General features: G+C 57.5%; 24 protein-coding genes and 1 pseudogene. 10 read left to right on the forward strand and 15 right to left on the reverse strand.

What is annotated here, in order from left to right:
• Positions 1 to 136: 136 nt before the first annotated feature.
• The 9 genes from NUX24_RS20560 to NUX24_RS20600 form a co-directional block, all read right to left on the reverse strand.
• Positions 137 to 1,321: an MFS transporter gene (locus NUX24_RS20560; protein WP_257833805.1), complete on the reverse strand. Its 1,185-nt coding sequence runs from the start codon at positions 1,319 to 1,321 to the stop codon at positions 137 to 139.
• A gap of 162 nt (positions 1,322 to 1,483) precedes the next feature.
• Entirely contained in the window at positions 1,484 to 2,479 is a 996-nt protein-coding gene (gene proX / locus NUX24_RS20565; RefSeq protein WP_023308931.1) for a glycine betaine/L-proline ABC transporter substrate-binding protein ProX, read from the reverse strand.
• 9 nt (positions 2,480 to 2,488) lie between these two features.
• Positions 2,489 to 3,559 (reverse strand): glycine betaine/L-proline ABC transporter permease ProW, encoded by a 1,071-nt coding sequence (proW, locus tag NUX24_RS20570; protein ID WP_047650311.1) that lies wholly within the window; start codon positions 3,557 to 3,559, stop codon positions 2,489 to 2,491.
• The gene (proV, locus tag NUX24_RS20575) at positions 3,543 to 4,754 is read right to left on the reverse strand and encodes a glycine betaine/L-proline ABC transporter ATP-binding protein ProV (RefSeq protein ID WP_167818907.1); all 1,212 of its coding nucleotides are present in this window, start codon (positions 4,752 to 4,754) and stop codon (positions 3,543 to 3,545) included. Before proV ends, proW begins: the two co-directional genes overlap by 17 nt.
• A 331-nt stretch (positions 4,755 to 5,085) precedes the next feature.
• On the reverse strand, positions 5,086 to 6,045 hold the full coding sequence (gene nrdF / locus NUX24_RS20580; protein ID WP_257833807.1) for a class 1b ribonucleoside-diphosphate reductase subunit beta: 960 nt from the start codon (positions 6,043 to 6,045) through the stop codon (positions 5,086 to 5,088).
• 9 nt (positions 6,046 to 6,054) lie between these two features.
• Entirely contained in the window at positions 6,055 to 8,199 is a 2,145-nt protein-coding gene (gene nrdE, locus NUX24_RS20585) for a class 1b ribonucleoside-diphosphate reductase subunit alpha (RefSeq protein ID WP_257833809.1), read from the reverse strand.
• A complete protein-coding gene (gene nrdI / locus NUX24_RS20590) occupies positions 8,172 to 8,582 on the reverse strand; it encodes a class Ib ribonucleoside-diphosphate reductase assembly flavoprotein NrdI (protein ID WP_047650315.1) in 411 nt (136 codons plus the stop codon). Before nrdI ends, nrdE begins: the two co-directional genes overlap by 28 nt.
• Positions 8,579 to 8,818, reverse strand: coding sequence for a glutaredoxin-like protein NrdH (gene nrdH / locus NUX24_RS20595; protein ID WP_126329543.1), 240 nt, complete (start codon positions 8,816 to 8,818; stop codon positions 8,579 to 8,581). Before nrdH ends, nrdI begins: the two co-directional genes overlap by 4 nt.
• A 242-nt stretch (positions 8,819 to 9,060) precedes the next feature.
• Positions 9,061 to 9,387, reverse strand: a complete 327-nt coding sequence (locus NUX24_RS20600) for a DUF883 domain-containing protein (protein ID WP_023308924.1) — start codon at positions 9,385 to 9,387, stop codon at positions 9,061 to 9,063.
• 160 nt (positions 9,388 to 9,547) lie between these two features.
• Here NUX24_RS20600 and NUX24_RS20605 point away from each other — a divergent pair, with 160 nt between their 5' ends.
• Positions 9,548 to 9,892 (forward strand): DUF2002 family protein, encoded by a 345-nt coding sequence (locus tag NUX24_RS20605; RefSeq protein WP_023308923.1) that lies wholly within the window; start codon positions 9,548 to 9,550, stop codon positions 9,890 to 9,892.
• A gap of 32 nt (positions 9,893 to 9,924) precedes the next feature.
• Here the strand turns inward: NUX24_RS20605 and alaE are convergent, their stop codons facing one another.
• On the reverse strand, positions 9,925 to 10,374 hold the full coding sequence (gene alaE, locus NUX24_RS20610) for an L-alanine exporter AlaE (protein WP_008502567.1): 450 nt from the start codon (positions 10,372 to 10,374) through the stop codon (positions 9,925 to 9,927).
• A gap of 497 nt (positions 10,375 to 10,871) precedes the next feature.
• Between alaE and stpA the strand changes: the two genes are divergently transcribed.
• Entirely contained in the window at positions 10,872 to 11,276 is a 405-nt protein-coding gene (stpA, locus tag NUX24_RS20615) for a DNA-binding protein StpA (protein ID WP_033146355.1), read from the forward strand.
• 38 nt (positions 11,277 to 11,314) lie between these two features.
• On the opposite strand, the gene NUX24_RS20620 is transcribed toward stpA, so the two are convergent.
• From NUX24_RS20620 to NUX24_RS20630, 3 genes are all read right to left on the reverse strand, one after another.
• A complete protein-coding gene (locus tag NUX24_RS20620; RefSeq protein ID WP_023308920.1) occupies positions 11,315 to 11,494 on the reverse strand; it encodes a hypothetical protein in 180 nt (59 codons plus the stop codon).
• Positions 11,495 to 11,573: 79 nt separating this feature from the next.
• The gene (locus tag NUX24_RS20625) at positions 11,574 to 12,095 is read right to left on the reverse strand and encodes a rhodanese family protein (RefSeq protein ID WP_064673542.1); all 522 of its coding nucleotides are present in this window, start codon (positions 12,093 to 12,095) and stop codon (positions 11,574 to 11,576) included.
• Positions 12,096 to 12,104: 9 nt separating this feature from the next.
• A complete protein-coding gene (locus NUX24_RS20630; protein WP_047650318.1) occupies positions 12,105 to 12,404 on the reverse strand; it encodes a helix-turn-helix transcriptional regulator in 300 nt (99 codons plus the stop codon).
• 179 nt (positions 12,405 to 12,583) lie between these two features.
• On the opposite strand from NUX24_RS20630, the gene NUX24_RS20635 reads away from it, so the two are divergent.
• Positions 12,584 to 12,742 (forward strand): YqaE/Pmp3 family membrane protein, encoded by a 159-nt coding sequence (locus NUX24_RS20635; RefSeq protein ID WP_023308917.1) that lies wholly within the window; start codon positions 12,584 to 12,586, stop codon positions 12,740 to 12,742.
• Here the strand turns inward: NUX24_RS20635 and NUX24_RS20640 are convergent.
• Positions 12,739 to 13,668 carry a LysR substrate-binding domain-containing protein gene (locus NUX24_RS20640; protein ID WP_029742057.1) on the reverse strand — a complete coding sequence of 310 codons (930 nt, stop codon included), beginning with the start codon at positions 13,666 to 13,668 and terminating at the stop codon, positions 12,739 to 12,741. The two genes, NUX24_RS20635 and NUX24_RS20640, sit on opposite strands and share 4 nt — an antisense overlap.
• 320 nt (positions 13,669 to 13,988) lie before the next feature.
• Between NUX24_RS20640 and NUX24_RS20645 the strand changes: the two genes are divergently transcribed.
• The 7 genes from NUX24_RS20645 (at position 13,989) to NUX24_RS20675 (ending at position 22,418) form a co-directional block, all read left to right on the forward strand.
• Entirely contained in the window at positions 13,989 to 14,594 is a 606-nt protein-coding gene (locus NUX24_RS20645) for an ankyrin repeat domain-containing protein (RefSeq protein ID WP_039263421.1), read from the forward strand.
• Between the two features lie 107 nt (positions 14,595 to 14,701).
• Positions 14,702 to 16,243, forward strand: a complete 1,542-nt coding sequence (gene fdrA, locus NUX24_RS20650; protein WP_047650319.1) for an acyl-CoA synthetase FdrA — start codon at positions 14,702 to 14,704, stop codon at positions 16,241 to 16,243.
• Entirely contained in the window at positions 16,243 to 17,658 is a 1,416-nt protein-coding gene (locus NUX24_RS20655) for a DUF1116 domain-containing protein (protein WP_257833818.1), read from the forward strand. The genes fdrA and NUX24_RS20655 overlap by 1 nt, the downstream gene beginning before the upstream one ends.
• 11 nt (positions 17,659 to 17,669) lie before the next feature.
• Positions 17,670 to 19,250: a xanthine permease gene (locus NUX24_RS20660; protein WP_257833820.1), complete on the forward strand. Its 1,581-nt coding sequence runs from the start codon at positions 17,670 to 17,672 to the stop codon at positions 19,248 to 19,250.
• Positions 19,247 to 20,203, forward strand: coding sequence for a carbamate kinase family protein (locus NUX24_RS20665; protein WP_257833822.1), 957 nt, complete (start codon positions 19,247 to 19,249; stop codon positions 20,201 to 20,203). Before NUX24_RS20660 ends, NUX24_RS20665 begins: the two co-directional genes overlap by 4 nt.
• 1 nt (position 20,204) lies before the next feature.
• Positions 20,205 to 21,584, forward strand: a complete 1,380-nt coding sequence (locus tag NUX24_RS20670) for an amidohydrolase family protein (RefSeq protein WP_257833824.1) — start codon at positions 20,205 to 20,207, stop codon at positions 21,582 to 21,584.
• A 99-nt stretch (positions 21,585 to 21,683) separates the two neighbouring features.
• A complete protein-coding gene (locus NUX24_RS20675; RefSeq protein ID WP_257833825.1) occupies positions 21,684 to 22,418 on the forward strand; it encodes a bifunctional 2-polyprenyl-6-hydroxyphenol methylase/3-demethylubiquinol 3-O-methyltransferase UbiG in 735 nt (244 codons plus the stop codon).
• Here the strand turns inward: NUX24_RS20675 and NUX24_RS20680 are convergent.
• Positions 22,412 to 22,657, reverse strand: a pseudogene (locus NUX24_RS20680) (short chain dehydrogenase); the annotation flags it as partial. The gene NUX24_RS20675 and the pseudogene NUX24_RS20680 overlap by 7 nt on opposite strands.

Here is a 22,657-nt window from a genome sequence, read left to right on the forward strand (position 1 = left end):
GAGGACGGGGGTCTGAACTATTCATGCCGATTGTAAATATGTCACCCACATTAAAATTTCTGGGATAAATGATTACGTTTACATTAACAGAGTGATGGGCCTCTTAACACCCTAAGAGGCCAACTCAATGTAAATGTTAGTTAATTGCATCCTGACGGTGATAACCGCGCCACCATACTAGCAGGTTGAGGGTAGCGACGATGGCCCCTATCGCGCATACCCCCGACCAGCCCGCATGCTGCCACGCCGACGCTGAAATGAGTGAACCCGCCGCGCCGCCGATGAAGTAGCTGGTCATGTATCCGGCCGTCAGGCGGTTACGCGCCTCTGGCTTCACGCGATAGATGACGGTCTGATTGGTGATGTGAACGCCCTGAACGGTGAGATCGAGCACCAGGATACCGACGATCAGCGCCAGCACCGAGATGTGTCCGTACCAGATCGCCGCCCAGGAGAGCAGAAGTAAAACCAGCCCTGCAGAGGTGGTCAGGTGGGATTTGCCCTTGTCGGCCAGCCCGCCAGCGGGACGCGCGCCCAGTGCGCCTGCGGCGCCGGCCAGGCCGAACAGGCCAATCACCCCTTCGGAATAATTAAACGGCGGCGCGGCCAGCAGAAACGCCATCGACGTCCACAGGATGCTGAAGTTAGCGAAGGTGAAACAGCCCAGCAGGGCGCGGGTGCGCAGAAGCTTGTCCTGGGTGAACAGGCTGAAAACGGAGGCCAGCAGCTGAGGATAGTTCAGGTGGTTTTCCTGCTTCACTTTTGGCAGCCCGCGCCACAGCGCCAGCGCCATGACGACCATCAGCACGCTCGCCACCCAGTATACGGTGCGCCAGCCGCCGAGGCTTGCCAGCAGCCCTGCAACGGTACGCGCCAGCAAAATCCCCAGCAGCAGGCCGCTCATGATGGTGCCCACCACCTTGCCGCGTTTTTCCGGAGAGGCGAGGGTCGCGGCGAGCGGGACCAGGATTTGCGCCACCACGGAGAACAGCCCCGTTAGCGCGGTACCGATAATCATCATCGTCAGCGACTGGCTGCTGGCGGTGATCAGCATCCCACCGGCGGCCAGCAGGGTCATGGAGACAATCAGCATTCGGCGTTCAAACATATCGCCGAGCGGCACCAGGAACAGCAGCCCGGCGGCATAGCCTAGCTGGGCAGCGGTGACGATAAAGCCTGCGGAGCTGGCGGAGAGATTGAACGCGCGGGCGATGGTGTCGAGAAGAGGCTGCGCGTAATAGTTGCTGGCGACTGCCAGACCCGTTGCCACGGACATTAAAAGGATGAGTGCGGGGCTAAGCCCTTGAGTTGTTTTTGTCATTAGTTTCAGGAATCGTTAGTTGAGTGATTATTTTTCCGGAAACCATAATAGCTAATGATTGTGAAAGTTGGGGGATTGTTGGGTGATGTATTGTGCGGTTTAGGTTGGGTGCGGTTGATCCCCTCATCCTAGCCCTCTCCCACGGGGAGAGGGCTAAGTCCTTTACTTCTGCGCTTCAAGCGCCTCTTTCACCCAGCCGTCGAACTGCTGCTGGTGGGCTTTGATCCAGCCGTCCACGTGGCCTTTCACATCCGCTTCAGACGATTTGCCCGCATGCATCATCGCGTTCTGGGCATTGATGTCCGCCAGCGGCAGCTTCATTACCGAGAACAGCTTCGCCGCCGCCGGGTTTTTCTCCGCCCAGGCTTTGTTGGCCACGATATGCATGGTGTTCACCGGGAAGCCGTAGTTCATGCCGTTCGGCAGTTTGGTGTCGATATCCTTCTGCTCGCCCGGAAGGGAGGAGAACGGCACCTGCAGCCACACCACGTCTTTTCCCGGCTTTAGCACGTCGCTCACCCAGTACGGCGTCCAGGTGTAGTAGATCACCGGTTTACCCTCTTTAAAGCGGGCAATGGTGTCGGCCATCATCGCTGAATAGTTGCCGTGGCTCACGTCGACCGTTTTCGCCAGATCGAACGCTTTGTTCTGGTGGTTAATCACCGCTTCACAGCCCCAGCCCGGCGAGCAGCCCATCATGTCGGCCTTGCCGTCACCGTTGGTGTCGAACAGTTTGGCGATCTTCGGATCTTTCAGCTGTTCAATGTTGGTTATGTGGTACTTATCGGCAGTTTTTTTGTCGATCAGATACCCCTGCGCCGCACCCGTCACGAAGGTGCCTTCGCGATAGAATTTCTTGTCGCCACCGGCGGCGGCATACATGTCGTCGTGCAGCGGCTGCCAGTTGACGGCGGTAAAGGTGGCGTCACCGGAGGCAATCGAGGTATAGCCCACGTTGTAATCCACTTCGCTCGGGGTATTAACCGTATAGCCCAGCTTCTCCAGCGCGCGGCTGACGATCAGCGTCTGGAAGCTCTCTTCCGAAATGGTGCTCTGCACCGGCTGCACGGTAATGCCTTTACCCGGCAGGTCAGCCGCAAACGCGCTGGTGGAGACAAGGGTGGCAAACGCTGTGGCAAAAAGTACGTTATGTCGCATCGTTGTTCCTTATTTTGACTTCGTGAAAGGGCGGGTGAGTAACCCGACAGGGCCGGTGGTATACCAGCGACGGTTGCCGCGACTGCGTGAATCACGACCGACGGCCTGGGTCAGGCGGTCAAGGATAATGGCGAGGATCACAATGCCGACGCCGCCGACGGTCGCCAGCCCCATGTCGAGACGGCCAATACCGCGCAGCACCATCTGGCCCAGTCCGCCAACGGCGATCATCGAGGCAATGACGACCATCGAAAGAGCCAGCATCAGCGTCTGGTTGACGCCCGCCATGATGGTCGGCATCGCCAGAGGAAGCTGAACCTTAAACAGCATCTGGCGCGGGCTGGCGCCGAACGAGCGGGACGCTTCGATCAGGTCCGCAGGCACCTGGTTAATCCCCAGAATGGTCAGACGAATAATCGGCGGCAGGGCAAAGATAATGGTGACCACCACGCCCGGCACGTTGCCGATGCCGAACAGCATCACGATAGGCACCAGATAGACGAATGCCGGGGTGGTCTGCATTGCATCCAGCAGCGGACGAATAATCTTCGCCGCTCGCGGGCTGCGCGCCAGCCAGATCCCCATCGGCAGGCCGATGACAATGCAGAAGAGTAGAGCGGTCAGCACCAGCGCCAGGGTGATCATCGCCTGCGACCACGCGCCAATCGCGCCGATGGCAATCAGCGAAATCAGCGTGGCGACCCCCATGCCCGCGCTACCGAACTGCCAGGCGATCAGGGAGAACAGGATAATCGCCACCGGCGCCGGCATGCCCAGCATCAGCTGCTGGAAGCCGTTCAGGATGTAATCCACCGGGACGCGGATCCCCTGGAAGACCGGACGGAAGTGGGTGACCACCCAGTCGATCCCCTCCGTGACCCAGCTGTCCAGCGGGATCAGCGTTTTGTGGAACGGATCCATAATGTTGAAGTGTTCTGGCGCAGGCGCGGGTGCGCTGTTGAGCCAGTCTGCCGCACCGCCGCCATCGGTCGGCGCTGGCGCGGAACCCCAGGCGTCGGCAGATTGCGCAGCGCTGTCCGCTGCTTCGGTGGTGCCCCACGGGTTAGATTGATCGGTCATTGTTTGCCCCCTCGCGATCTAAAGCCTGCAGCAGCATCCGTTTTGAGATGATGCCGACGTACTGTTGTTCCTCACCCACGACCGGCACGGCGCAAGGCGCCTGGCCCACGTGAGAGAGCAACTCGCTGAGCGGCGTTTCGGCGTCCACGGCAAGCGGAGCGTCAATTAACGCCGCATCGATTCCCTGGTTCTCTGTCAGAGCCGTTTTCAGGGAGTCGATGGAGACAACGCCAACAAATTTATTGCCGCGTTCAACCAGATAACCGTATTCACGGTCTTCGTCCTGCAGCAGCTTCAGCGCGGAGCGGGGGCCGAAGCCTGGCGTTTTACGGATAATGCCGTTTGGCGTTCGACGGGCAATATCTTTGGCGCTAAAGACCTGGCTAATATCCACGCCGCGGAAGAAGGTGCGCACATAATCGTTCGCCGGGTTATTGAGGATTTCATCCGGCGTGCCGACCTGCACCACTTCACCGTTTTGCATAATGGCAATGCGGTCGCCAATACGCATGGCTTCATCCAGATCGTGGGAAATAAAGACAATCGTTCGCTGATGTTTAGCCTGTAATTTTACCAGCTCATCCTGCATCTCGGTGCGAATTAACGGATCGAGGGCGGAGAAGGCTTCATCCATTAATAATATGTCTGGATTAATGGCTAATGCACGGGCTAATCCTACGCGCTGACGCATACCGCCGGAAAGTTCATCCGGGTACGCATGCGCATAATTTTCCAGCCCGACCTGACGCAGTGCATCAAGGGCTTTTTCCTGACGTTCCTGAGCCGGCGTGCCGGCTAATTCCATGCCGAAAGCGGTATTATCCAGCACCGTCATGTGCGGCATCAGCGCGAATGACTGGAACACCATTGCAATCTTCTTTCTGCGCACCTCGCGAAGCTCTGCGTCTGATATTCTGGCGATATCCACGCCGTCAATCAGCACCTGTCCGCGGGTGGGTTCAATCAGGCGATTGAGAAGGCGAACCATAGTGGATTTACCTGAACCGGATAACCCCATGATGACAAAAATCTCGCCTTCTTCAATGGCCAGACTGGCGTCTTTAACGCCAAGCGATAGCCCGGTTTTTTCCAGAATTTGCTCTTTCGTAAGGCCTTTCTCAATATATTTGAATGCGCGCTGCGGGTGCTCGCCAAATACTTTATAAAGATTTTTCACTTCTAATTTAATTGCCATGCAATAGAGAGTGTCCTGTTATTTGTTTATGCCGATATGATTACCATGGTAAATTGTTAACGGGCATAACCCTAACATACTGAGAATCTGAGACAACCCTGCGTCGGGCTAAGGGCGGAATTTTGGAGTAAGCGAAACGGCTGAATTTCCCATGAATAAAGGGCTGAGGGCAGTTTGAATTTTTCTCAATTTTTTGCTGCTGCATCGGGAAATTTCACCTGAATCGGAATGATTCAGGCGAATATGACGTGGAAATTACAGTGTAGTTGTTTGGTAAATATTAGAGAGGGAGTTGTTGGGTTTATATTAAATTAACGAACGTTAGCGTTCATTAAAAATCCCAGTCTTCATCCTCGGTTTCCACCGCTTTGCCCATCACGTACGACGAGCCAGATCCCGAGAAGAAATCGTGGTTTTCGTCAGCATTGGGCGACAGCGCGGCCAGAATAGCCGGGTTCACCTCCGCCATCTCCGGCGGGAACAGCGCGTCGTAACCCAGGTTCATCAGCGCCTTGTTGGCGTTGTAGCAGAGGAAGGCCTTCACGTCTTTTTCCCAGCCGGTACCGGCGTAGAGTTCCTCCGTATAGCTCAGCTCGTTGTCGTACAGATCCATCAGCAAATCGAGCGCAAAGCCTTTAAGCTCCTCGCGCTTCGCCTCGCTGACTTTCTCCAGCCCTTTCTGATACTTATAGCCGATATAATACCCGTGCACCGCTTCATCACGAATGATGAGCCGAATCAAATCGGCGGTGTTGGTGAGCTTGCCCCGGCTCGACCAGTACATGGGCAGCCAGAAGCCGGAATAGAAGAGGAAGGATTCCAGGAATACGCTGGCGATCTTTTTCTTCAGCGGCTCGTCGGCCCGGTAATATTCCAGAACAAGCTCCGCCTTTCTCTGTAATGACTCACTCTCTTCACTCCAGGCGTAGGCTGCGTCCACGTCTTTGGTCTGGCAGAGCGTCGAAAAAATCGAGCTGTAGGAGCGGGCGTGCACCGCCTCCATAAAGCTGATGTTCGACATCACCGCCTCTTCGTGCGGCGTCAGCGCATCACTTATCAGCGCGGGCGCTCCCACGGTATTCTGAATGGTGTCCAGCAGCGTCAGGCCGGTAAAGACGCGGATCGTCAGCTGTTGTTCAGCGTGGCTCAGCGTTTGCCAGGCCGGAATATCGTTGGAGAGCGGAACCTTTTCCGGCAGCCAGAAGTTGCTGGTCAGGCGGTTCCATACCTCCAGGTCTTTATCGTCCTGGATTTTGTTCCAGTTAACGGCACTCACGCGTGACAGTTTCATCCTTTCTCCTTACAGCGCGCAGGACACGCAGCCTTCAATTTCGGTGCCTTCCAGCGCAAGCTGGCGCAGGCGAATGTAGTAAAGCGTTTTGATGCCTTTCTTCCAGGCGTAGATCTGCGCCCTGTTGATATCCCGCGTGGTGGCGGTGTCCGGGAAGAACAGCGTCAGCGACAGCCCCTGATCGACATGTTTTGTCGCCTCCGCGTAGGTATCGATAATTTTCTCCGGGCCGATCTCATACGCGTCCTGATACAGCGCCAGGTTCTCATTGGTCATAAACGGGGCAGGGTAGTAAACGCGCCCGGTTTTACCTTCTTTGCGAATTTCAATTTTCGACACGATCGGGTGAATGCTCGACGTGGCGTGGTTGATGTAGGAAATCGATCCGGTCGGCGGTACCGCCTGCAGGTTCTGGTTATAAATGCCGTAGCGCATCACGTCGTCACGCAGCTGCTGCCACATTTCTCGCGTCGGCAGGGTAATCCCCGCGCGGGCAAACAGTTCGCGCACTTTTTCGGTTTTCGGCTGCCACTCGCCTTCGAGGTACTGGCTGAAATATTCCCCGCTGGCGTAGCGGGAGTGCTCAAAGCCCGCGAACCGCTGGCTGCGCTCGCGCGCCAGCATCATCGAGGTGTGCAGCGCGTGCCAGGTAATGGTGTAAAAATAGAGGTTGGTGAAATCCAGCCCTTCCGGACTGCCGTAGGCGATGCCTTCCCGCGCCAGATAGCCGTGCAGGTTCATCTGCCCCAGACCGATGGCGTGCGACGCGGCGTTGCCCGCTTCAATAGACGGTACGCTGCGGATGTGGCTCATGTCCGACACCGCCGTCAGCCCGCGAATGGCGGTCTCCACCGTGCGGCCAAAGTCGGGGGAATCCATGGTGTGGGCAATATTCAGCGACCCGAGGTTGCAGGAGATATCCTTGCCGATGTCCGCGTAATCCAGGTTCTCATCGTAGGTTGACGCGCTGTTGACCTGCAAAATCTCCGAGCACAGGTTGCTCATGTTGATACGCCCGGCAATCGGGTTTGCGCGGTTCACCGTGTCCTCGTACATGATGTACGGATAGCCGGACTCAAACTGGATCTCCGCAAGCGTCTGGAAGAAATCGCGGGCGTTGATAGTTTTTTTGCGGATGCGATCGTCGGCCAGCAGCTCGTCGTACAGCTCGCTGATGGCCACGTCGCCAAAGGCTTTGCCGTAGATTCGCTCAACATCATACGGCGAGAAAAGCGCCATCTCGGCATTCTCTTTGGCGAGCTTAAAGGTGATATCCGGGATCACCACGCCGAGCGACAGGGTTTTGATGCGAATTTTTTCGTCGGCGTTTTCGCGCTTAGTATCGAGAAAACGCAGAATATCCGGATGATGTGCGTGCAGGTAAACCGCGCCCGCGCCCTGACGCGCGCCAAGCTGGTTGGCATAGGAGAACGCATCTTCCAGCATCTTCATCACCGGGATCACCCCGGAGGACTGGTTTTCGATGCGCTTGATCGGCGCGCCCGCTTCACGCAGGTTCGAGAGCAGAAACGCCACGCCGCCGCCGCGTTTGGAAAGCTGTAGCGCCGAGTTCACCGCGCGGCCAATTGACTCCATATTGTCTTCGATACGCAGCAGGAAGCAGGAGACCAGTTCGCCGCGCTGGGCTTTGCCGCAGTTGAGAAAGGTCGGCGTGGCGGGCTGGAAGCGGCCGGAGAGGATCTCGTCGGCGAGCCGCTCCGCCAGCGCTTCATCGCCCTGCGCCAGGGTCAGCGCCACCATTGCCACGCGATCTTCAAAGCTTTCTAAGTAGCGTTTACCGTCAAAGGTCTTCAGGGTGTAGCTGGTGTAGTACTTCCACGCGCCGAGGAAGGTCTGGAAACGAAAGCCGCTGGCGTGGGCGCGCTCAAACAGCTTCACCACAAAGGCGCGGTCGTAGCGGGTCAGCACGCGTTCTTCGTAGTAGCCCTCGTTAACCAGATAGTCGAGACGTTCATGCTGGCTCGCAAAGGTCACGCTGTTGGGCCGCACGTGGGCGGCAAAAAAGGCGTCCACCGCCTCACGATCTTTATCGAACTGGATGCGCCCCTCCCGATCGTAGAGGTTAAGCATCGCGTTTAATGCGTGGTAATCCGGTGTCGCCTGAATCACCCGTTCTGCGGTTGTCGTTGCCAAAATTCGTTCACTCCTTTACGCACGTTTTCGACGTCCTGCTGTGTCCCCATCAGCTCAAAACGATAGAGATACGGCACGCCGCATTTTTGAGAAATGACATCCCCGGCGCGGCCAAAGGCATCGCCGAAATTGCGATTCCCCGCTGCGATAACGCCGCGGATGAGCCCGCGGTTATGAGGATCGTTCAGAAAGCGGATCACCTGACGAGGCACGGCTCCTGCTGTACCGCCTCCGCCATAGCTGGGCACCACCAGAATGTAAGGCTCCTCTACCCGGATCCGCTCCCGCTCGTTCAGCGGAATGCGCACCGCAGGCAGCCCGACGCGCTCAATAAAACGGAGCGTGTTTTCCGAGCTGCTGGAGAAGAACACCAGTCTGCTCATGCCCGTACGGCCTGCGCGGCGATGCGGTTGATCATGTCCGGGCGGAAGCCGGACCAGCTGGTCTCCCCGGCCACCACCACCGGAAGCTGACGGAAACCCTGCGCGCGAAGGGTATCGGCGGCCTCGGGCTGCTGGTCAATATTCACCGTCTCAAACGCCACGCCGCGGCTTTCCATCGCCCGTTTGGTCGCGTGGCACTGAACACAATCGTTACGAGTGTAAATAATAATGCTCATGATTCGTATTTCCATTTAAAATGAGGGAGCGGCGCGAAACATCGCGTCAGTTGTGTGTATCTTGCTAAAAGGAATACTAGATGTAGTTGTCTTAAGTTTCAACCATACAAGATATGGGAAATTTAGATTGATATCGCCCCTGTGATGAGCACAGCGGGGCAGGGCAGGCTGTACGGGTTTTTCAGGCTAACGGGTATAAAAAAGCCCCGGCGCCTGAGGCTGCCGGGGCAGAAAACGCGGGCTTATTTACGCAGGCTAAGCAGGGCACCGACGAAGATGCCGACCGCCGCGACGGTTCCCAGAGTACATAGCGGTTTTTCACGCACGAAGGTCGTAGCACAGCTTGCCATATCGCAGGCTGCCTGCGTGGCGCGTGAACGTCCGTTCATGCGGGCGCGAGTTTCACGGAGCAGAGACTGAGCCTTACGCTTTGCGGCATCCGCTTCGTCCTTCGCGTCACTTCCCCAGGACTTCAGCACCTCTTCCAGCGTGTCCGCTAATTGGCTGACATCATTACGAATATCCTGAGCGTCGTCATTAATATCGTTTCGGTTCGGTCTGTTAAACATACGATCCTCCGTAATTTTGTGTTCCCGTTCAGTTTAGTTCAGAAATTTAATATCTGAAGCGTATCACGCGTTATCCGGCAGTTTATGGACTATTCTGAAAGCCCTGCTATTGCTGAATACTGTAAGGTTGCCGGGCAGGAAAAGATAACGAGGAAAAGATATGTATTTACGACCTGACGAGGTGGCACGCGTTCTTGAAAAAGAGGGATTCACCATGGATGAGGTGACGCCAAAAGCGTATGGATATCGCCGCGGCGAGAATTATGTTTATGTTAATCGCGAAGCAAGAATGGGACGCACTGCTCTCATTATTCATCCGACGCTGAAAGACAGAAGTCTGTCATTTGCTGAGCCTGCCTCGGATATTAAAACCTGCGATCATTATCAGCAATTTCCGCTCTATTTAGGCGGTGAACGGCACGAGCATTATGGTATTCCGCACGGTTTCAGTTCGCGTATGGCGCTGGAGCGATTTTTGAAGGGACTGTTTGGCGACGTACAGTAAATCCGCGACTGGCGTGCGCCAGTCGCTTCACATCACGCTTTTGCCTGGCTGTACTGGCTGACCTTAAACAGGCGGCGGCAGTAGTCGAGGAAATAGCCGTAAACGGCTCCCATCAACATCGAAATGACAATATTCGAACTCACCGCCGCAGCGATCTGGTGCCAGTCTGCACCGACAGTCAGGAGAATGGCCACGTAAACCGGTGACTGGAACGTCACATACGCCAGAACGTCTGCGAGGTTTTTCACCCAGCCTGCAGGACTGATACGACGCGCGAAACGCATTACCGCATCGCGGTATAAACCGTAAGGCCATGCAATAATAATATTGACCGGGATCGCCACCAGACGAGAAGAAAGCGACTGCTCGAAGGACATTCCGGAGAGGAATATTTCGATCAGCATGTTCACGACGGAACAGTAAACAACCATCGCGAAAGTATCCGCCACCGCGTGGCGCAGGCGAGATTGCGGCGAGAACATGTCTGAACTCCTTGAGAAGAACACAAAAGAAACGATTTTCCTTCATCGGTTAGTGCTTTAGGTTGGTTTGTTTGACGTGTATAGCGTATATCTCTGAGTTTGAACTAACAACTAGTGATTAATTTTTATTTAATCGCCTTTTGTCCACAAAATTCTCTAAAGTTGTTCGTTTTTTGTTCCGATCGTTATAATCTGTCTCGTTTGATAATTTTTATATTAAAATCAATAACTTGATTTTATAGGTGGCGAGAAGCAGGCATTTACACCTGATGGCGGGTGAGTATGCTGTGATTTGGATTAAGCTTAGCCATTTATATTAATAGGGATGATTGGATTCACCGGTGTCCTGCCAGCACCTTGCGCTATTATTAACAATGAGCTCTAAATATATTTACACCGACGCCCGTACGGACCCTTGGGTAGATATTTCAACTCAAATGAATTATTCTGTCGGCGATTTATCTATTTATCCCCCAAAGAAAAGGTTTCCAAATAATATGTCTTTGACGTTACAGAATCTTAATAATATCCGAACCCTGCGCGCCATGGCGCGTGAATTATCCCTGGACGTTCTTGAGGAAATGCTGGAAAAGGTCAGGGTCGTTACTGAAGAGAAACGCAGCGAGCTGACGGAATTAGAGCAGCAGCGTGCTGAGCAGCAGGAAAAAATTAATGCTCTGCTGGAGCGGATGAAAGCCGATGGTATTTCCCCGACTGACCTGCTGGGTTCTGAACTGGCGCAGGCGGGTAAGCCAGCGAAAAAGCGTAAGCCGCGTGAAGCAAAATATCGCTTTATTGACCAGAACGGCGAAGAGAAAACGTGGACCGGCCAGGGCCGCACGCCGAAGCCTATCGCCAGCGCGCTGGCAGACGGTAAATCACTGGATGATTTTCTGATCTAACGGATGAGCCGGGCGGAACACGCCGCCCGGCTGACTGTTCAGCAGACGCCGAAATCGCCTTCTTCGGTATAAGGCGCCACATCGGCGGCTTTCAGCGTATATTTCTCGCCTTGCTCATTGCTGGCCTGGACCGCCACAATACTGTCACCGTTCACTTCGAGCACTTTCAGTTTCGGGCCGCCTTTACGCGGTTGCACATAATCACCGACAGAAAACATATTACCTCCTCATCGTTTTAGCGATCTTCACCTTAGCCCACGCATGACGCCGGGTACAGCGTAATTCACCGATTACTGCTTATGAGGTACGCCGGTTCCATGGCATCACCTTGAGCAGTCGCGCCATGCCGCAAAAGCCCGTCACACCGGCGAACAGCAGCCCGGCTCCGACAAAACCGCTGAGCAGGAAAAAGCCGCTGGAGACGCTATAGCCCAGCACCACGCCGCAGAGTATCAACAGCCCGGCGGCAATTTGCACCTGACGCATTAGCGGCAGCGGCTGGGATTTGTCTTCGACGGTTGGCAGCCCCGCCTGCTTCCAGCCCTGAATCCCCCCCTCGACCACAAATGCCTCTGCGGGTGCGGCGGCCTGAGCCAGGCGTTCGGCATTCCCCGACGTCCGGGCGCCGGACTGACAGTGAAAAATCACCGTATCGCCCGCCTGCGCGTTAAGTGCGCCGGGTAAGGTATCCAGCGGCACGGACCGCGCGGCGGGGATATGCTCGCGGGCGTACTCATCGGCATCACGAATATCAATCAGTTTTGCGCCTTCAGCGACCCGGGCATTGGCCTGGCGCGGTGAAAGAAGAGGAAGTGACATGGCGGCTCCTTACGGGCAATAAAGGGTTTTCAGGGTGCTGATAAGCTGATGTACCGCATCGTTTTTTATGGAATAGAGAATGCGCTGCGCGTCGCGGGTGCTGTCGATAAGCCCTTCCTCACGCATGCGCGCCAGATGCTGAGACGTAGCGGACGCGCTAAGCCCCGTTGCTCGCGCAAGCTCCCCCGCGCTGGTGCCGGGCGCTCCGCACAGGGTGCAGAGGATCAGCAGCCGACGGGGGTTGCTCATCGCTTTTAAGAGTGTGGCGGCCTGCCCGGCGCTGGCCTGAAGCTGTTCGAGTTGGGTCATAATAGTTTAGCATTTACTTAATTAAGTAAATGCTAAACTAATTCGATGCATTAAACCAGCGTCTAAAGCGTAAAAGAGGGTAAACGCGAGGCCCGGAACTGGTACAGACGAATAAACTGGCTATGCTTACAGCGTTCTCTTTATTATTTTCAATGGATTAGACTGAACGGAGTGTTTATATGGGATTTTGGCGTATTGTTTTTACGATCCTTATACCGCCGCTGGGCGTGCTGTTGGGCAAAGGGTTTGGCTGGGCGTTTATTATCAACATTCTTCTGACGCTGCTGGGCTACTTCCCCGGCCTCATTCACGCATTTTGGGTACAAAGCAAAAGCTAGGCGCGCCACAGTAAATCGCTATAGATATCGGTCAGCACCCCCGCAGGACCAAACTGCTGCTTGATCCACCGCGTGACCTGGCCGGTTGCGGCATGCTGCGTGGCGAGCAGCATGCGCGAATCCTGACGCGGGTTATTAATCCGTCGGGTGACCAGCAGCCCCGCTTCTACCGCCTCGCGGGCCATGTATTCCGGCAAAAAGCCAATCCCTTCGCCCAGGATCTGACACTGACATTTGGTGTTAAAGTCCGGGACCAGAATCGCCTCCTGTCCGTGCAGCAGCCAGCCGACCTTTTTGTTAATGGTATGCGCGGTATCTTCCACCATGATGTTGGGATACAGGCGCAGCTGGCTTTCCGCTATTGGCTCCGGGGTGAACGCCAGCGGGTGTTCCGGCGCGATGGCAAACACCCAGCGAATGGCGCCGATCTCGGTGTAATCAATCCCGCCGCCGTCCAGCAGCGTGTCCGGCGCGCCAATCGCGATGTTGGCCTGGTTGTTGATGATGGAGTCCCAGACGCCGTTGTAGACCTCGGTGGTCACGGTGATCTGACAGGTGGGAAACTGCTTTTTCAGCACCTGTAGCAGCCGCGCCGTGTGGCGTGGGGTATACAAAAGCTGGTTGATACAGATGCGCACCCGCGCCTCAATGCCCTGAGAAATGGTGTCAATCCCGCGCTTGATGGCGTGAAAGTCGTTAAGAAGGTCGGTGGCCTTACGATAAAAGTAAAATCCGGACTCGGTCAGCTCGATGCTGCGCGTGCTGCGGACGAACAGCACCACGTCCAGCCCGGTCTCCATGCGCTTAATGGTGTAGCTGATGGCGGAGGTTGTTACCCCCAGTTCGGCGGCGGCTTTGCTGAAGCTGCCGAAGCGTGCGGCGGTAGTAAAGGCCAGCAGGTTCTCCTCGGTAAAGATGGAATTCATATCTCACTCCCTCCAGCCATCAGTTTTGAACATATTTTAACAGCGTCGTTACAACGCATTTGAAGCCGATCACAGTTCTGACTCTTTGTCGAAAGCCGCATGCAGTAAGGCTTCGTCAGACATAAGCATAATGCAGGCAGAAGCGATAAAAAGCGGGGAAACATAAGAAAAAGGTTGCACAGACGCACGTTTTGACCGGTTTATTGAATTTACCTCAACAATGAATTGACTGTCGATGAATCATTTTTAAGCGGATTCTTTTATGACCAGGCTGTTGCTATTCTCAGGTCAACAGAAATAAAAACATCGGGAGTCTGAATATGTCTGCGAACGAACTCGTTACTGAATTTCTGCTGGCGGCAGAAGAGGGTAATAGCGATGCGCTAAAAGCCTGTCTGGAGAAAGGTGTGGATATTAACGCCACCAACCGCCAGAAAAGAACCGCCGTTATTATTGCCAGCCTGAAAAAGCATTATGACTGCGTGGCGTTATTAATTGCCGCCGGGGCGGATATTGATAAACAGGATCAGACCTGCTTTAACCCCTTCCTGATTAGCTGCCTGACTAACGATATCACCCTGCTGCGCCTTGTCCTTCCGGCAAATCCCGATCTTGACCGCCTGACGCGCTTTGGCGGCGTGGGCATTACGCCAGCCAGTGAAAAAGGGCACGTGGAGATCGTCCGCGAGCTGCTGGAAAAAACCGATATCAACGTTAACCACACCAATTTTGTCGGCTGGACGCCGCTGCTGGAAGCGATCGTGCTCAACGACGGCGGCGCTAAGCAGCAGGAGATCGTGAAGCTGCTGCTGGATCACGGCGCGAACCCGCACATGACCGATAAATACGGCAAAACCCCGCTCGAGCTGGCGCGGGAAAAAGGCTTCGATGCAATAGCAGACCTGCTGCTGGCGGCGGGCGCATAACGCATTCGGTCAGCCGCGTCCGGCTGGCCGTTAATTTAAAAAGTATTTTTACCGACGTGCATTTTGCACGACGGCGGCCACCTTTTATCCGCATTCAGGAGAAAATAATGCCCACAAAAATCGTCATAAAAAAGAACACCTATTTTGACTCCGTCTCATTAATGTCCGTTTCCACCAAAGCCAATAAATTACCGGGCGTCGAGCAGGCGTTTGTCGCGATGGCGACGGAAATGAACAAAGGCGTATTAAAAAACCTCGGGCTATTAACGCCGGAATTAGCGGAAGCCAAAAACGGCGACCTGATGATCGTGATTAAAGGCGACGCGGCGAATGATGAAACGCTGGCGGCCATCGAAGCGCTGTTCACGCGTAAAGAGAGCGGCGGCACCCATGAAGCGCGCTACGCCACGATTGCCAGCGCCAAAACTCATCGCCCGGAGAGCAACCTCGCGGTGATTTCCGTCAACGGCACCTTCGCTGCCCGCGAAGCGCGCCAGGCGCTGGAAAACGATCTTAACGTGATGCTGTTCTCCGACAACGTTTCGCTCGACGACGAGCTGGCACTGAAGCAGCTGGCGCACCAGAAAGGGCTACTGATGATGGGGCCGGACTGCGGTACCGCCATTATCAACGGCGCGGGATTGTGCTTTGCCAACGCGGTGCGCCGCGGAGCGATTGGCATCGTCGGCGCCTCCGGCACCGGCAGTCAGGAGCTGAGCGTGCGCATTCACGAATTCGGTGGCGGCGTGTCGCAGCTGATCGGCACCGGCGGTCGCGATCTTAGCGAGAAAATCGGCGGCCTGATGATGCTCGACGCCATCGACATGCTGGAAGCGGACGACGCGACCCAGGTGATTGCGCTGATCTCCAAGCCGCCGGCCCCTGCGGTGGCGGAGAAAGTGCTGGCCCGAGCACGCGCCTGCCGCAAGCCCGTGATCGCATGTTTCCTCGGCCGCAGCGAACCGCCCGCCGATGAAGACGGCCTGCAGTTTGCACGCGGCACGAAAGAGGCGGCCCTGAAGGCGGTCCTGCTCACCGGCATCAAAAAAGAGTCCCTCGATCTGCATCCTCTCAACTGGCCGTTGATTGAAGAGGTGCGCGCCCGCCTGACCCCGCAGCAGAAGTACATTCGCGGCCTGTTCTGCGGCGGTACCCTGTGCGACGAGGCGATGTTCGCGGCGCTTGCGAAATTCGACGACGTCTACAGCAACATCCAGCCGGATCCGGCTAAGCGCCTGAGCGACATCAGCGTCAGTAAAGCCCACACCTTCCTCGATTTTGGCGACGACGACTTCACCAACGGCAAGCCGCACCCGATGATCGACCCGACCAACCGCATCAGCCGCCTGCTGCAGGAAGCCCGCGACCCGGAAGTCGGGGTAATTGTGATGGACTTCGTGCTGGGCTTTGGCGCGCACGAGGATCCGGTCGGGGTGATGATCGACGCTATCAAAGAGGCGCAGGCCATCGCGAAGGCCGATAACCGTCCGCTGGAGATCCTCGGCTACGTGCTCGGCACCGACCAGGATCCGCAGTCGCTGGCGCAGCAGTGCCAGCTGCTGACCGACGCAGGCGTCATCTGGGCCAGCAGCAGCACCAACACCGGATTACTGGCACGCGAATTTGTCTGCAAAGGGGAGAAAGCATAATGACGACCTTATTCAACCAGCCGCTGAACGTGATTAACGTCGGCATTGCGATGTTCAGCGACGATCTCAAAAAACAGCACGTTCCCGTGACCCAGCTCGACTGGACGCCGCCGGGACGGGGCAATATGCAGGTCGTTGAAGCGCTCGATCGGCTGGCGGAAAAACCGCTGGTGGAGAAAATCGCCGCCGCTAACCGCATCGCCCTTGAGCGCATTATTCAGTCTCATCCGGTGTTGGTGGGCTATGACCAGGCCATTAACGTGGTGCCGGGCATGACCCGCACCACCATTCTGCACGCCGGTCCGCCTGTCGCCTGGGAGAACATGTGCGGGGCGATGAAGGGGGCGGTCACCGGGGCGCTGGTGTTTGAAGGGCTGGCGAACGATCTGGACGATGCGGCACGGCTCGCTGCCTCCGGAGACATTACCTTCTCACCGTGCCACGAGCACGACTGCGTGGGCTCGATGGCGGGCGTCACCTCCGCGTCGATGTTTATGCACATCGTGGAGAACAAAACCTACGGCAACCGCGCGTTCACCAACCTCAGCGAGCAGATGGCGAAGATCCTGCGCATGGGCGCCAACGACCAGAGCGTGATCGACCGCCTGAACTGGATGCGCGACGTGCTCGGCCCGATGCTGCGCGAGGCGATGAAGATCGTCGGCGAAATCGACCTGCGCCTGATGCTGGCCCAGGCGCTGCACATGGGCGACGAGTGCCATAACCGCAACAACGCGGGCACCACGCTTCTTATTCAGGCGCTGACGCCGGGGCTGATCCAGGCGGGTTATCCGGTGGAGCAACAGCGCGAGGTGTTCGAATTTGTCGCCAGCAGCGACTACTTCTCCGGCCCGACGTGGATGGCGATGTGTAAAGCCGCGCTGGACGCCGCTCACGGCATTGAGTACAGCACCGTCGTCACCACCATGGCGCGTAACGGCTACGAGTTCGGCCTGCGCGTTTCCGGCCTGCCGGGGCAGTGGTTCACCGGCCCGGCGCAGCAGGTGATTGGCCCGATGTTCGCGGGCTATAAGCCGGAAGATTCAGGGCTGGACATCGGCGATAGCGCCATCACCGAAACCTACGGCATCGGCGGCTTTGCGATGGCGACGGCTCCGGCAATCGTTGCGCTGGTGGGCGGAACGGTGGAGGAAGCCATCGACTTCTCCCGTCAGATGCGCGAAATCACCCTCGGCGAAAACCCGAACGTCACCATTCCGCTGCTCTCGTTTATGGGCATTCCGACCGCTATCGATATCACCAAAGTCGCCTGCAGCGGCATTCTGCCGGTGATTAACACCGCCATTGCCCATAAAGACGCGGGCATCGGCATGATTGGGGCGGGCATCGTTCACCCGCCGTTTAGCTGTTTTGAAAAGGCGCTGTTGACCTTCCGCGATCGCTACTTTTTATAAGGCATGCATCCATGAAAAACATGAAGCTGGAGTGGAAAAGAGGTGACTGGGCGGCATATTTCGGGTTGATGACCAACAACCTGACCAATTTGCTGACCATGATGGGGCTGCTCATTTTTGTCGTCGGCATCCCGAAGGAGATTGTTTATGGACGCATCGCGCCAGCCTTCGGGCTGGCGGTGCTGGTGGCGAGTATTTGCTACGCCTGGTTCGGCATGCAGATGGCGCGCGCCACCGGACGAACGGACGTGACCGCGCTACCGTCCGGCCCGAGCGCGCCGTCGATTTTTACCGTGACCTTCCTGGTCCTGATGCCGGTTTATCAGCAAACCGGCGATGCGGACTTCGCGATCCAGATTGGCCTGGTGTGGTGCTTCGTGGAGGCGATGATCCTCGCGGGCGGTTCGTTCCTCGGTGAAACCATCCGCAAGATGATCCCGCGTACCGTGCTGCTGTCGTGCCTCTCCGGTTTGGGCCTGCTGCTGCTGGCGATGAACCCGATGCTTCAGGCGTTCGAAGCGCCGACCGTGTCGTTTATCGTATTGCTGCTGATCTTCATCAACTGGTTCGGTAAAAAGCCGATTTTCGCCCGTATCCCGACCGGTCTGCTGCTGCTGATTGCCGGTACGGCACTGGCGTGGATCTCCGGTCTGCAAAGCCCGGAAGCGATTAAAGCGTCTATGTCATCCTTCGGCTTTAACCCGCCGGAAGTGCACGTGGACAGCTTTATGCAGGGCCTGCCGCACGCGTTGCCGTATCTTGCCTCTGCCGTGCCGCTGGGGCTGGCGAACTACATCTTTGACCTGGAGAACATCGAAAGCGCCCACGCGGCGGGGGATGAATACCCGACGCGTAAAGTCATGCTGGCGAACGGCCTGGCGTCGATGCTCGGCTGCCTGATGGGGAACCCCTTCCCGGTGACGGTCTACGTCGGCCACCCTGGCTGGAAAGCGATGGGGGCGAGCATCGGCTACACGCTGGCCTCCGGCGTGACCATGTTCATCGTGCCGCTGTTCGGACTGGGGGCGTTTATGCTCGCCATCATTCCAATGACCGCCATCGTGCCGATTCTGGTGTTTATCGGCGTGGTCACCGCCAACCAGGTGGTAAGGGAGACGCCGAAGGTGGAGGTACCGGTGATCTTCATCTGCCTGTTCCCGTGGATCGCCAACTGGGCGCTGACGATGATGAACAGCGTGATGGGGGCGGCGGGCACCAGCGCGGCGAAGATCGGCACCGACGTGCTGCACAGCAAAGGAATTTACTACGAAGGCCTGGTGCATCTCGGCAGCGGCGCGCCGCTCGCCAGCATGCTGTGGGGCTGTATCGCCATCTTCGCCATCATCAACAAGCCGCTGCGCGGGGCTGTCGCCGCTGCGGGTGGTGCACTGCTGGCGCTGTTTGGCGTGATCCACGCTCCGGTGGTGGGATTTGCCGAGGGCAGTTCGCTGATGTTCGTCACCGCGTATCTGATGATGAGCGGCATGTTTGTGGTGAAGCATGTGCTGGATATCTCTGTCACTCCCCCTCTCCCTGTGGGAGAGGGCCGGGGTGAGGGCACCAGAACGCACCTTCTAAAGGACACAAAATGAAAGAGCTTATGGTCGTCGCCATCGGCGGCAACAGCATTATCAAAGACAACGCCAGCCAGTCGGTTGAACATCAGGCGCAGGCGGTTAAAGCGGTGGCAGAGTCGGTGCTCGAAATGCTGGCCTCCGACTATGACATCGTGCTCACCCACGGTAACGGCCCCCAGGTGGGGCTGGATCTGCGCCGCGCCGAAATCGCCCACGAGCGGGAAGGGCTGCCGCTGACGCCGCTGGCAAACTGCGTGGCGGACACGCAGGGGGGGATTGGCTACCTGATCCAGCAGGCGCTCAACAATCGCCTGGCCGCGCGCGGGGAGCAAAAGGCGGTCACGGTCGTCACACAGGTGGAGGTGGATAAAAACGATCCGGGCTTTACTCACCCTACCAAACCGATCGGTGCGTTCTTCACCGAGGCGCAGCGCGACGAGCTGCAGCGCACGCACCCGGACTGGCATTTTGTCGAGGATTCAGGCCGTGGTTACCGTCGCGTGGTGGCTTCACCCCAGCCGCTGCGGATCGTCGAGGCGGATGCCATCAAGGCTCTGACACAAAAAGGCTTTGTGGTGATCGGCGCGGGCGGCGGCGGAATCCCCGTGATTCGCAGCGAGCAGGGCGACTACCAGAGCGTCGATGCGGTGATTGATAAAGATCTCTCCACCGCGCTGCTGGCGCGGGAGATCGGTGCCGACGTGCTGGTGATCACCACCGGCGTGGAGAAGGTGTGCATCAACTTCGGCAAGCCGAACCAGCAGGCGCTGGACACCGTCAGCGTGGCGCAGATGACGCGCTACAGGGAAGAGGGCCACTTCCCGGCGGGCAGCATGCTGCCCAAAATCGTCGCCTCGCTGGAATTTTTACACCACGGCGGCAGGCGCGTGATCATCACCTCGCCGGACTGCCTGCCCGCGGCGCTGCGCGGGGAAACCGGCACCCATATTGTTAATGAAGGAAGATAAGATGAGTGAAAACAAAAGCCGCCGCGAATTTATTAGCCAGAGCGGCAAAATGGTTACCGCCTGCGCGCTGTTTGGCGCCACCGGATCCGTCGCGTATGCTGCTGACTCCGCGAAGCCAACCTGCGAGACGGGCAAACCGATGAGCATCACCGCGAAACATTACTATCTGGACAACGTGCTGCTGGAGGCCGGGTTCAACGTCGACGGCGGCGTGGCGACGAGCACCCGCACCGAGCTGAAAACGCTGGAGATTAACGACGGGAAGATCGTCGCCCTGCGCGACAACAAGCGCCACGCCGACGCCACGCTGCCGCACTACGATGCGGGCGGCAAGCTGATGCTCCCGGCGATGCGCGACATGCACATTCATCTGGATAAAACCTTTTATGGCGGTCCGTGGCGCTCCCTGAACCGCCCGGCGGGCACGACGATTCAGGATATGATCCGCCTCGAGCAGAAGCTGCTGCCGGAGCTGCAGCCCTACACCCAGGAGCGTGCGGAAAAGCTGATCGATCTGATCCAGTCGAAAGGCTCCACCATCGCCCGCAGCCACTGCAATATCGAGCCGGTTTCCGGCCTGAAGAATCTGGAAAACCTGCAGGCGGTTTTATCGCGCCGTAAGCCCGGCTTTGACTGCGAAATCGTCGCTTTTCCGCAGCACGGGCTGCTGCTGTCGAACTCCGAAAAGCTGATGCGCGAGGCGATGCAGGCCGGGGCGCACTACGTGGGCGGGCTGGATCCAACCAACGTCGACGGCGCGATGGAGAAATCCCTCGACACCATGTTCCAGATTGCGCTGGACTACGGCAAAGGGGTGGACATTCACCTGCACGAAACCAGCCCGGCGGGCGTGGCGGCGGTGAACTACATGGTGGAAACCGTGGAGAAAACGCCGGAGCTGAAGGGCAAGCTGACCATCAGCCACGCCTTCGCGCTGGCGACGCTCAACGAGCAGCAGGTGGATGAGATCGCCACCCGCATGGCGGCGCAGCAGGTGACCATCGCTTCCACCGTGCCGATTGGCACCCTGCATATGCCGCTGAAGCAGCTGCGCGAGAAGGGCGTGTTCGTTATGACGGGAACCGACAGCGTCATCGACCACTGGTCGCCGTACGGTCTGGGGGACATGCTGGAAAAAGCGAATCTCTACGCCCAGCTCTATATCCGCCCGAACGAGCAGACGCTCTCCCGCGCGCTCGGTATCGCCACCGGCGACGTGCTGCCGCTGAACGACAAAGGCGAACGCGTGTGGCCGAAAGCGCAGGACGACGCCAGCTTTGTGCTGGTGGATGCCTCCTGCTCCGCCGAGGCCGTGGCGCGCATTTCACCGCGCACCGCGACGTTCCATAAGGGCAACCTTGTCTGGGGCTCGGTGGGTTGACGTACATTTCCCCCTCTCCCTGTGGGAGAGGGGGATGAAGGCATCAGGCCGCAGACAATGCTTTATACTGGAAGTCACATTCTTAAAGAGGGATCTGCCATGGCACAAAACATCTACGACAATCCGGCGTTTTTTGAAGGCTACGCCCAGCTTCCACGCTCGGTGCAGGGTCTGGACGGCGCGCCGGAGTGGCCCGCGCTTAAGGCCATGCTGCCGGATTTAACCGGCAAATCGGTTGTCGATCTCGGCTGCGGCTACGGCTGGTTCTGCCGCGCAGCCCGCGAGCTGGGCGCTGCTGACGTCACGGGGGTCGATATCTCAGAAAAGATGCTTGCCCGCGCAGCGGAGCTTACCGCTTACCCACAGATTCACTATCAGCGTAGCGATCTGGAATCTCTTAAGCTCAACGAGAACAGCCTCGATCTGGTCTACAGCTCGCTGGCGCTGCACTACCTGCCGGAACTGGACACGTTATTCGCCAGGGTTCAGCGCGCGCTCAGGCCCGGCGGCAGCCTGGTCTTTTCCATGGAGCACCCGATATACACCTGCGCCACCCGTCAGGGCTGGCTGACCGACGATAACGGCGAGCGGTTCTGGGGCGTAAACCATTATCAGGATGAAGGCAAACGCGTCAGCAACTGGCTGGCGGACCGGGTGGTGAAATACCACCGCACGCTCGGCACCACGCTTAACGCGCTGATCGGGGCAGGATTAACGATAAGCGACGTCAACGAGTGGGGGCCAGCGCAGGCGCAGATTGACGCCTGGCCTGCATTGGCCGAAGAGGCAGAACGCCCGATGCTGGTGCTGATCGCCGCCCGTAAGGCTCAGTAACCCACCTTATACACGCGCCCGCTCTGTACGCCTTCCACGCTGCGGCGATAGGCCTGCGCCACGGTCGCGGCGGGAACGCTCTCAAAGCCCGGGAAGAAGCCATCGTACGTTTCGACGGATTCGGTGAGGACCGTCGGGCTAATCAGGTTGATGCGGATCCCGCGCGGCAGTTCGCAGGCTGCGGCGCGGACAAACCCTTCCAGCGCCGCATTTACCGTGGTGGCATTCACGCCCTGGGC

It is taken from the genome of Enterobacter sp. HG048 (assembly GCF_024702055.1).
GTDB classification, from domain to species: domain Bacteria; phylum Pseudomonadota; class Gammaproteobacteria; order Enterobacterales; family Enterobacteriaceae; genus Enterobacter; species Enterobacter dykesii.

What these genes read in the sequence shown, in the direction of transcription:
- NUX24_RS20660 (WP_257833820.1), top strand. Translation starts at nt 17,670, where the DNA reads ATGAAAAACATGAAGCTGGAGTGGAAAAGAGGTGACTGGGCGGCATAT.
- NUX24_RS20655 (WP_257833818.1), top strand. Translation starts at nt 16,243, where the DNA reads ATGACGACCTTATTCAACCAGCCGCTGAACGTGATTAACGTCGGCATT.
- NUX24_RS20675 (WP_257833825.1), top strand. Translation starts at nt 21,684, where the DNA reads ATGGCACAAAACATCTACGACAATCCGGCGTTTTTTGAAGGCTACGCC.
- NUX24_RS20605 (WP_023308923.1), top strand. Translation starts at nt 9,548, where the DNA reads ATGTATTTACGACCTGACGAGGTGGCACGCGTTCTTGAAAAAGAGGGA.
- NUX24_RS20635 (WP_023308917.1), top strand. Translation starts at nt 12,584, where the DNA reads ATGGGATTTTGGCGTATTGTTTTTACGATCCTTATACCGCCGCTGGGC.
- nrdI (WP_047650315.1), bottom strand. Translation starts at nt 8,582, where the DNA reads ATGAGCAGACTGGTGTTCTTCTCCAGCAGCTCGGAAAACACGCTCCGT.
- proV (WP_167818907.1), bottom strand. Translation starts at nt 4,754, where the DNA reads ATGGCAATTAAATTAGAAGTGAAAAATCTTTATAAAGTATTTGGCGAG.
- NUX24_RS20560 (WP_257833805.1), bottom strand. Translation starts at nt 1,321, where the DNA reads ATGACAAAAACAACTCAAGGGCTTAGCCCCGCACTCATCCTTTTAATG.
- NUX24_RS20670 (WP_257833824.1), top strand. Translation starts at nt 20,205, where the DNA reads ATGAGTGAAAACAAAAGCCGCCGCGAATTTATTAGCCAGAGCGGCAAA.
- NUX24_RS20625 (WP_064673542.1), bottom strand. Translation starts at nt 12,095, where the DNA reads ATGTCACTTCCTCTTCTTTCACCGCGCCAGGCCAATGCCCGGGTCGCT.
- stpA (WP_033146355.1), top strand. Translation starts at nt 10,872, where the DNA reads ATGTCTTTGACGTTACAGAATCTTAATAATATCCGAACCCTGCGCGCC.
- alaE (WP_008502567.1), bottom strand. Translation starts at nt 10,374, where the DNA reads ATGTTCTCGCCGCAATCTCGCCTGCGCCACGCGGTGGCGGATACTTTC.
- NUX24_RS20630 (WP_047650318.1), bottom strand. Translation starts at nt 12,404, where the DNA reads ATGACCCAACTCGAACAGCTTCAGGCCAGCGCCGGGCAGGCCGCCACA.
- NUX24_RS20600 (WP_023308924.1), bottom strand. Translation starts at nt 9,387, where the DNA reads ATGTTTAACAGACCGAACCGAAACGATATTAATGACGACGCTCAGGAT.
- proX (WP_023308931.1), bottom strand. Translation starts at nt 2,479, where the DNA reads ATGCGACATAACGTACTTTTTGCCACAGCGTTTGCCACCCTTGTCTCC.
- NUX24_RS20640 (WP_029742057.1), bottom strand. Translation starts at nt 13,668, where the DNA reads ATGAATTCCATCTTTACCGAGGAGAACCTGCTGGCCTTTACTACCGCC.
- nrdH (WP_126329543.1), bottom strand. Translation starts at nt 8,818, where the DNA reads ATGAGCATTATTATTTACACTCGTAACGATTGTGTTCAGTGCCACGCG.
- nrdF (WP_257833807.1), bottom strand. Translation starts at nt 6,045, where the DNA reads ATGAAACTGTCACGCGTGAGTGCCGTTAACTGGAACAAAATCCAGGAC.
- NUX24_RS20665 (WP_257833822.1), top strand. Translation starts at nt 19,247, where the DNA reads ATGAAAGAGCTTATGGTCGTCGCCATCGGCGGCAACAGCATTATCAAA.
- NUX24_RS20620 (WP_023308920.1), bottom strand. Translation starts at nt 11,494, where the DNA reads ATGTTTTCTGTCGGTGATTATGTGCAACCGCGTAAAGGCGGCCCGAAA.
- NUX24_RS20645 (WP_039263421.1), top strand. Translation starts at nt 13,989, where the DNA reads ATGTCTGCGAACGAACTCGTTACTGAATTTCTGCTGGCGGCAGAAGAG.
- fdrA (WP_047650319.1), top strand. Translation starts at nt 14,702, where the DNA reads ATGCCCACAAAAATCGTCATAAAAAAGAACACCTATTTTGACTCCGTC.
- proW (WP_047650311.1), bottom strand. Translation starts at nt 3,559, where the DNA reads ATGACCGATCAATCTAACCCGTGGGGCACCACCGAAGCAGCGGACAGC.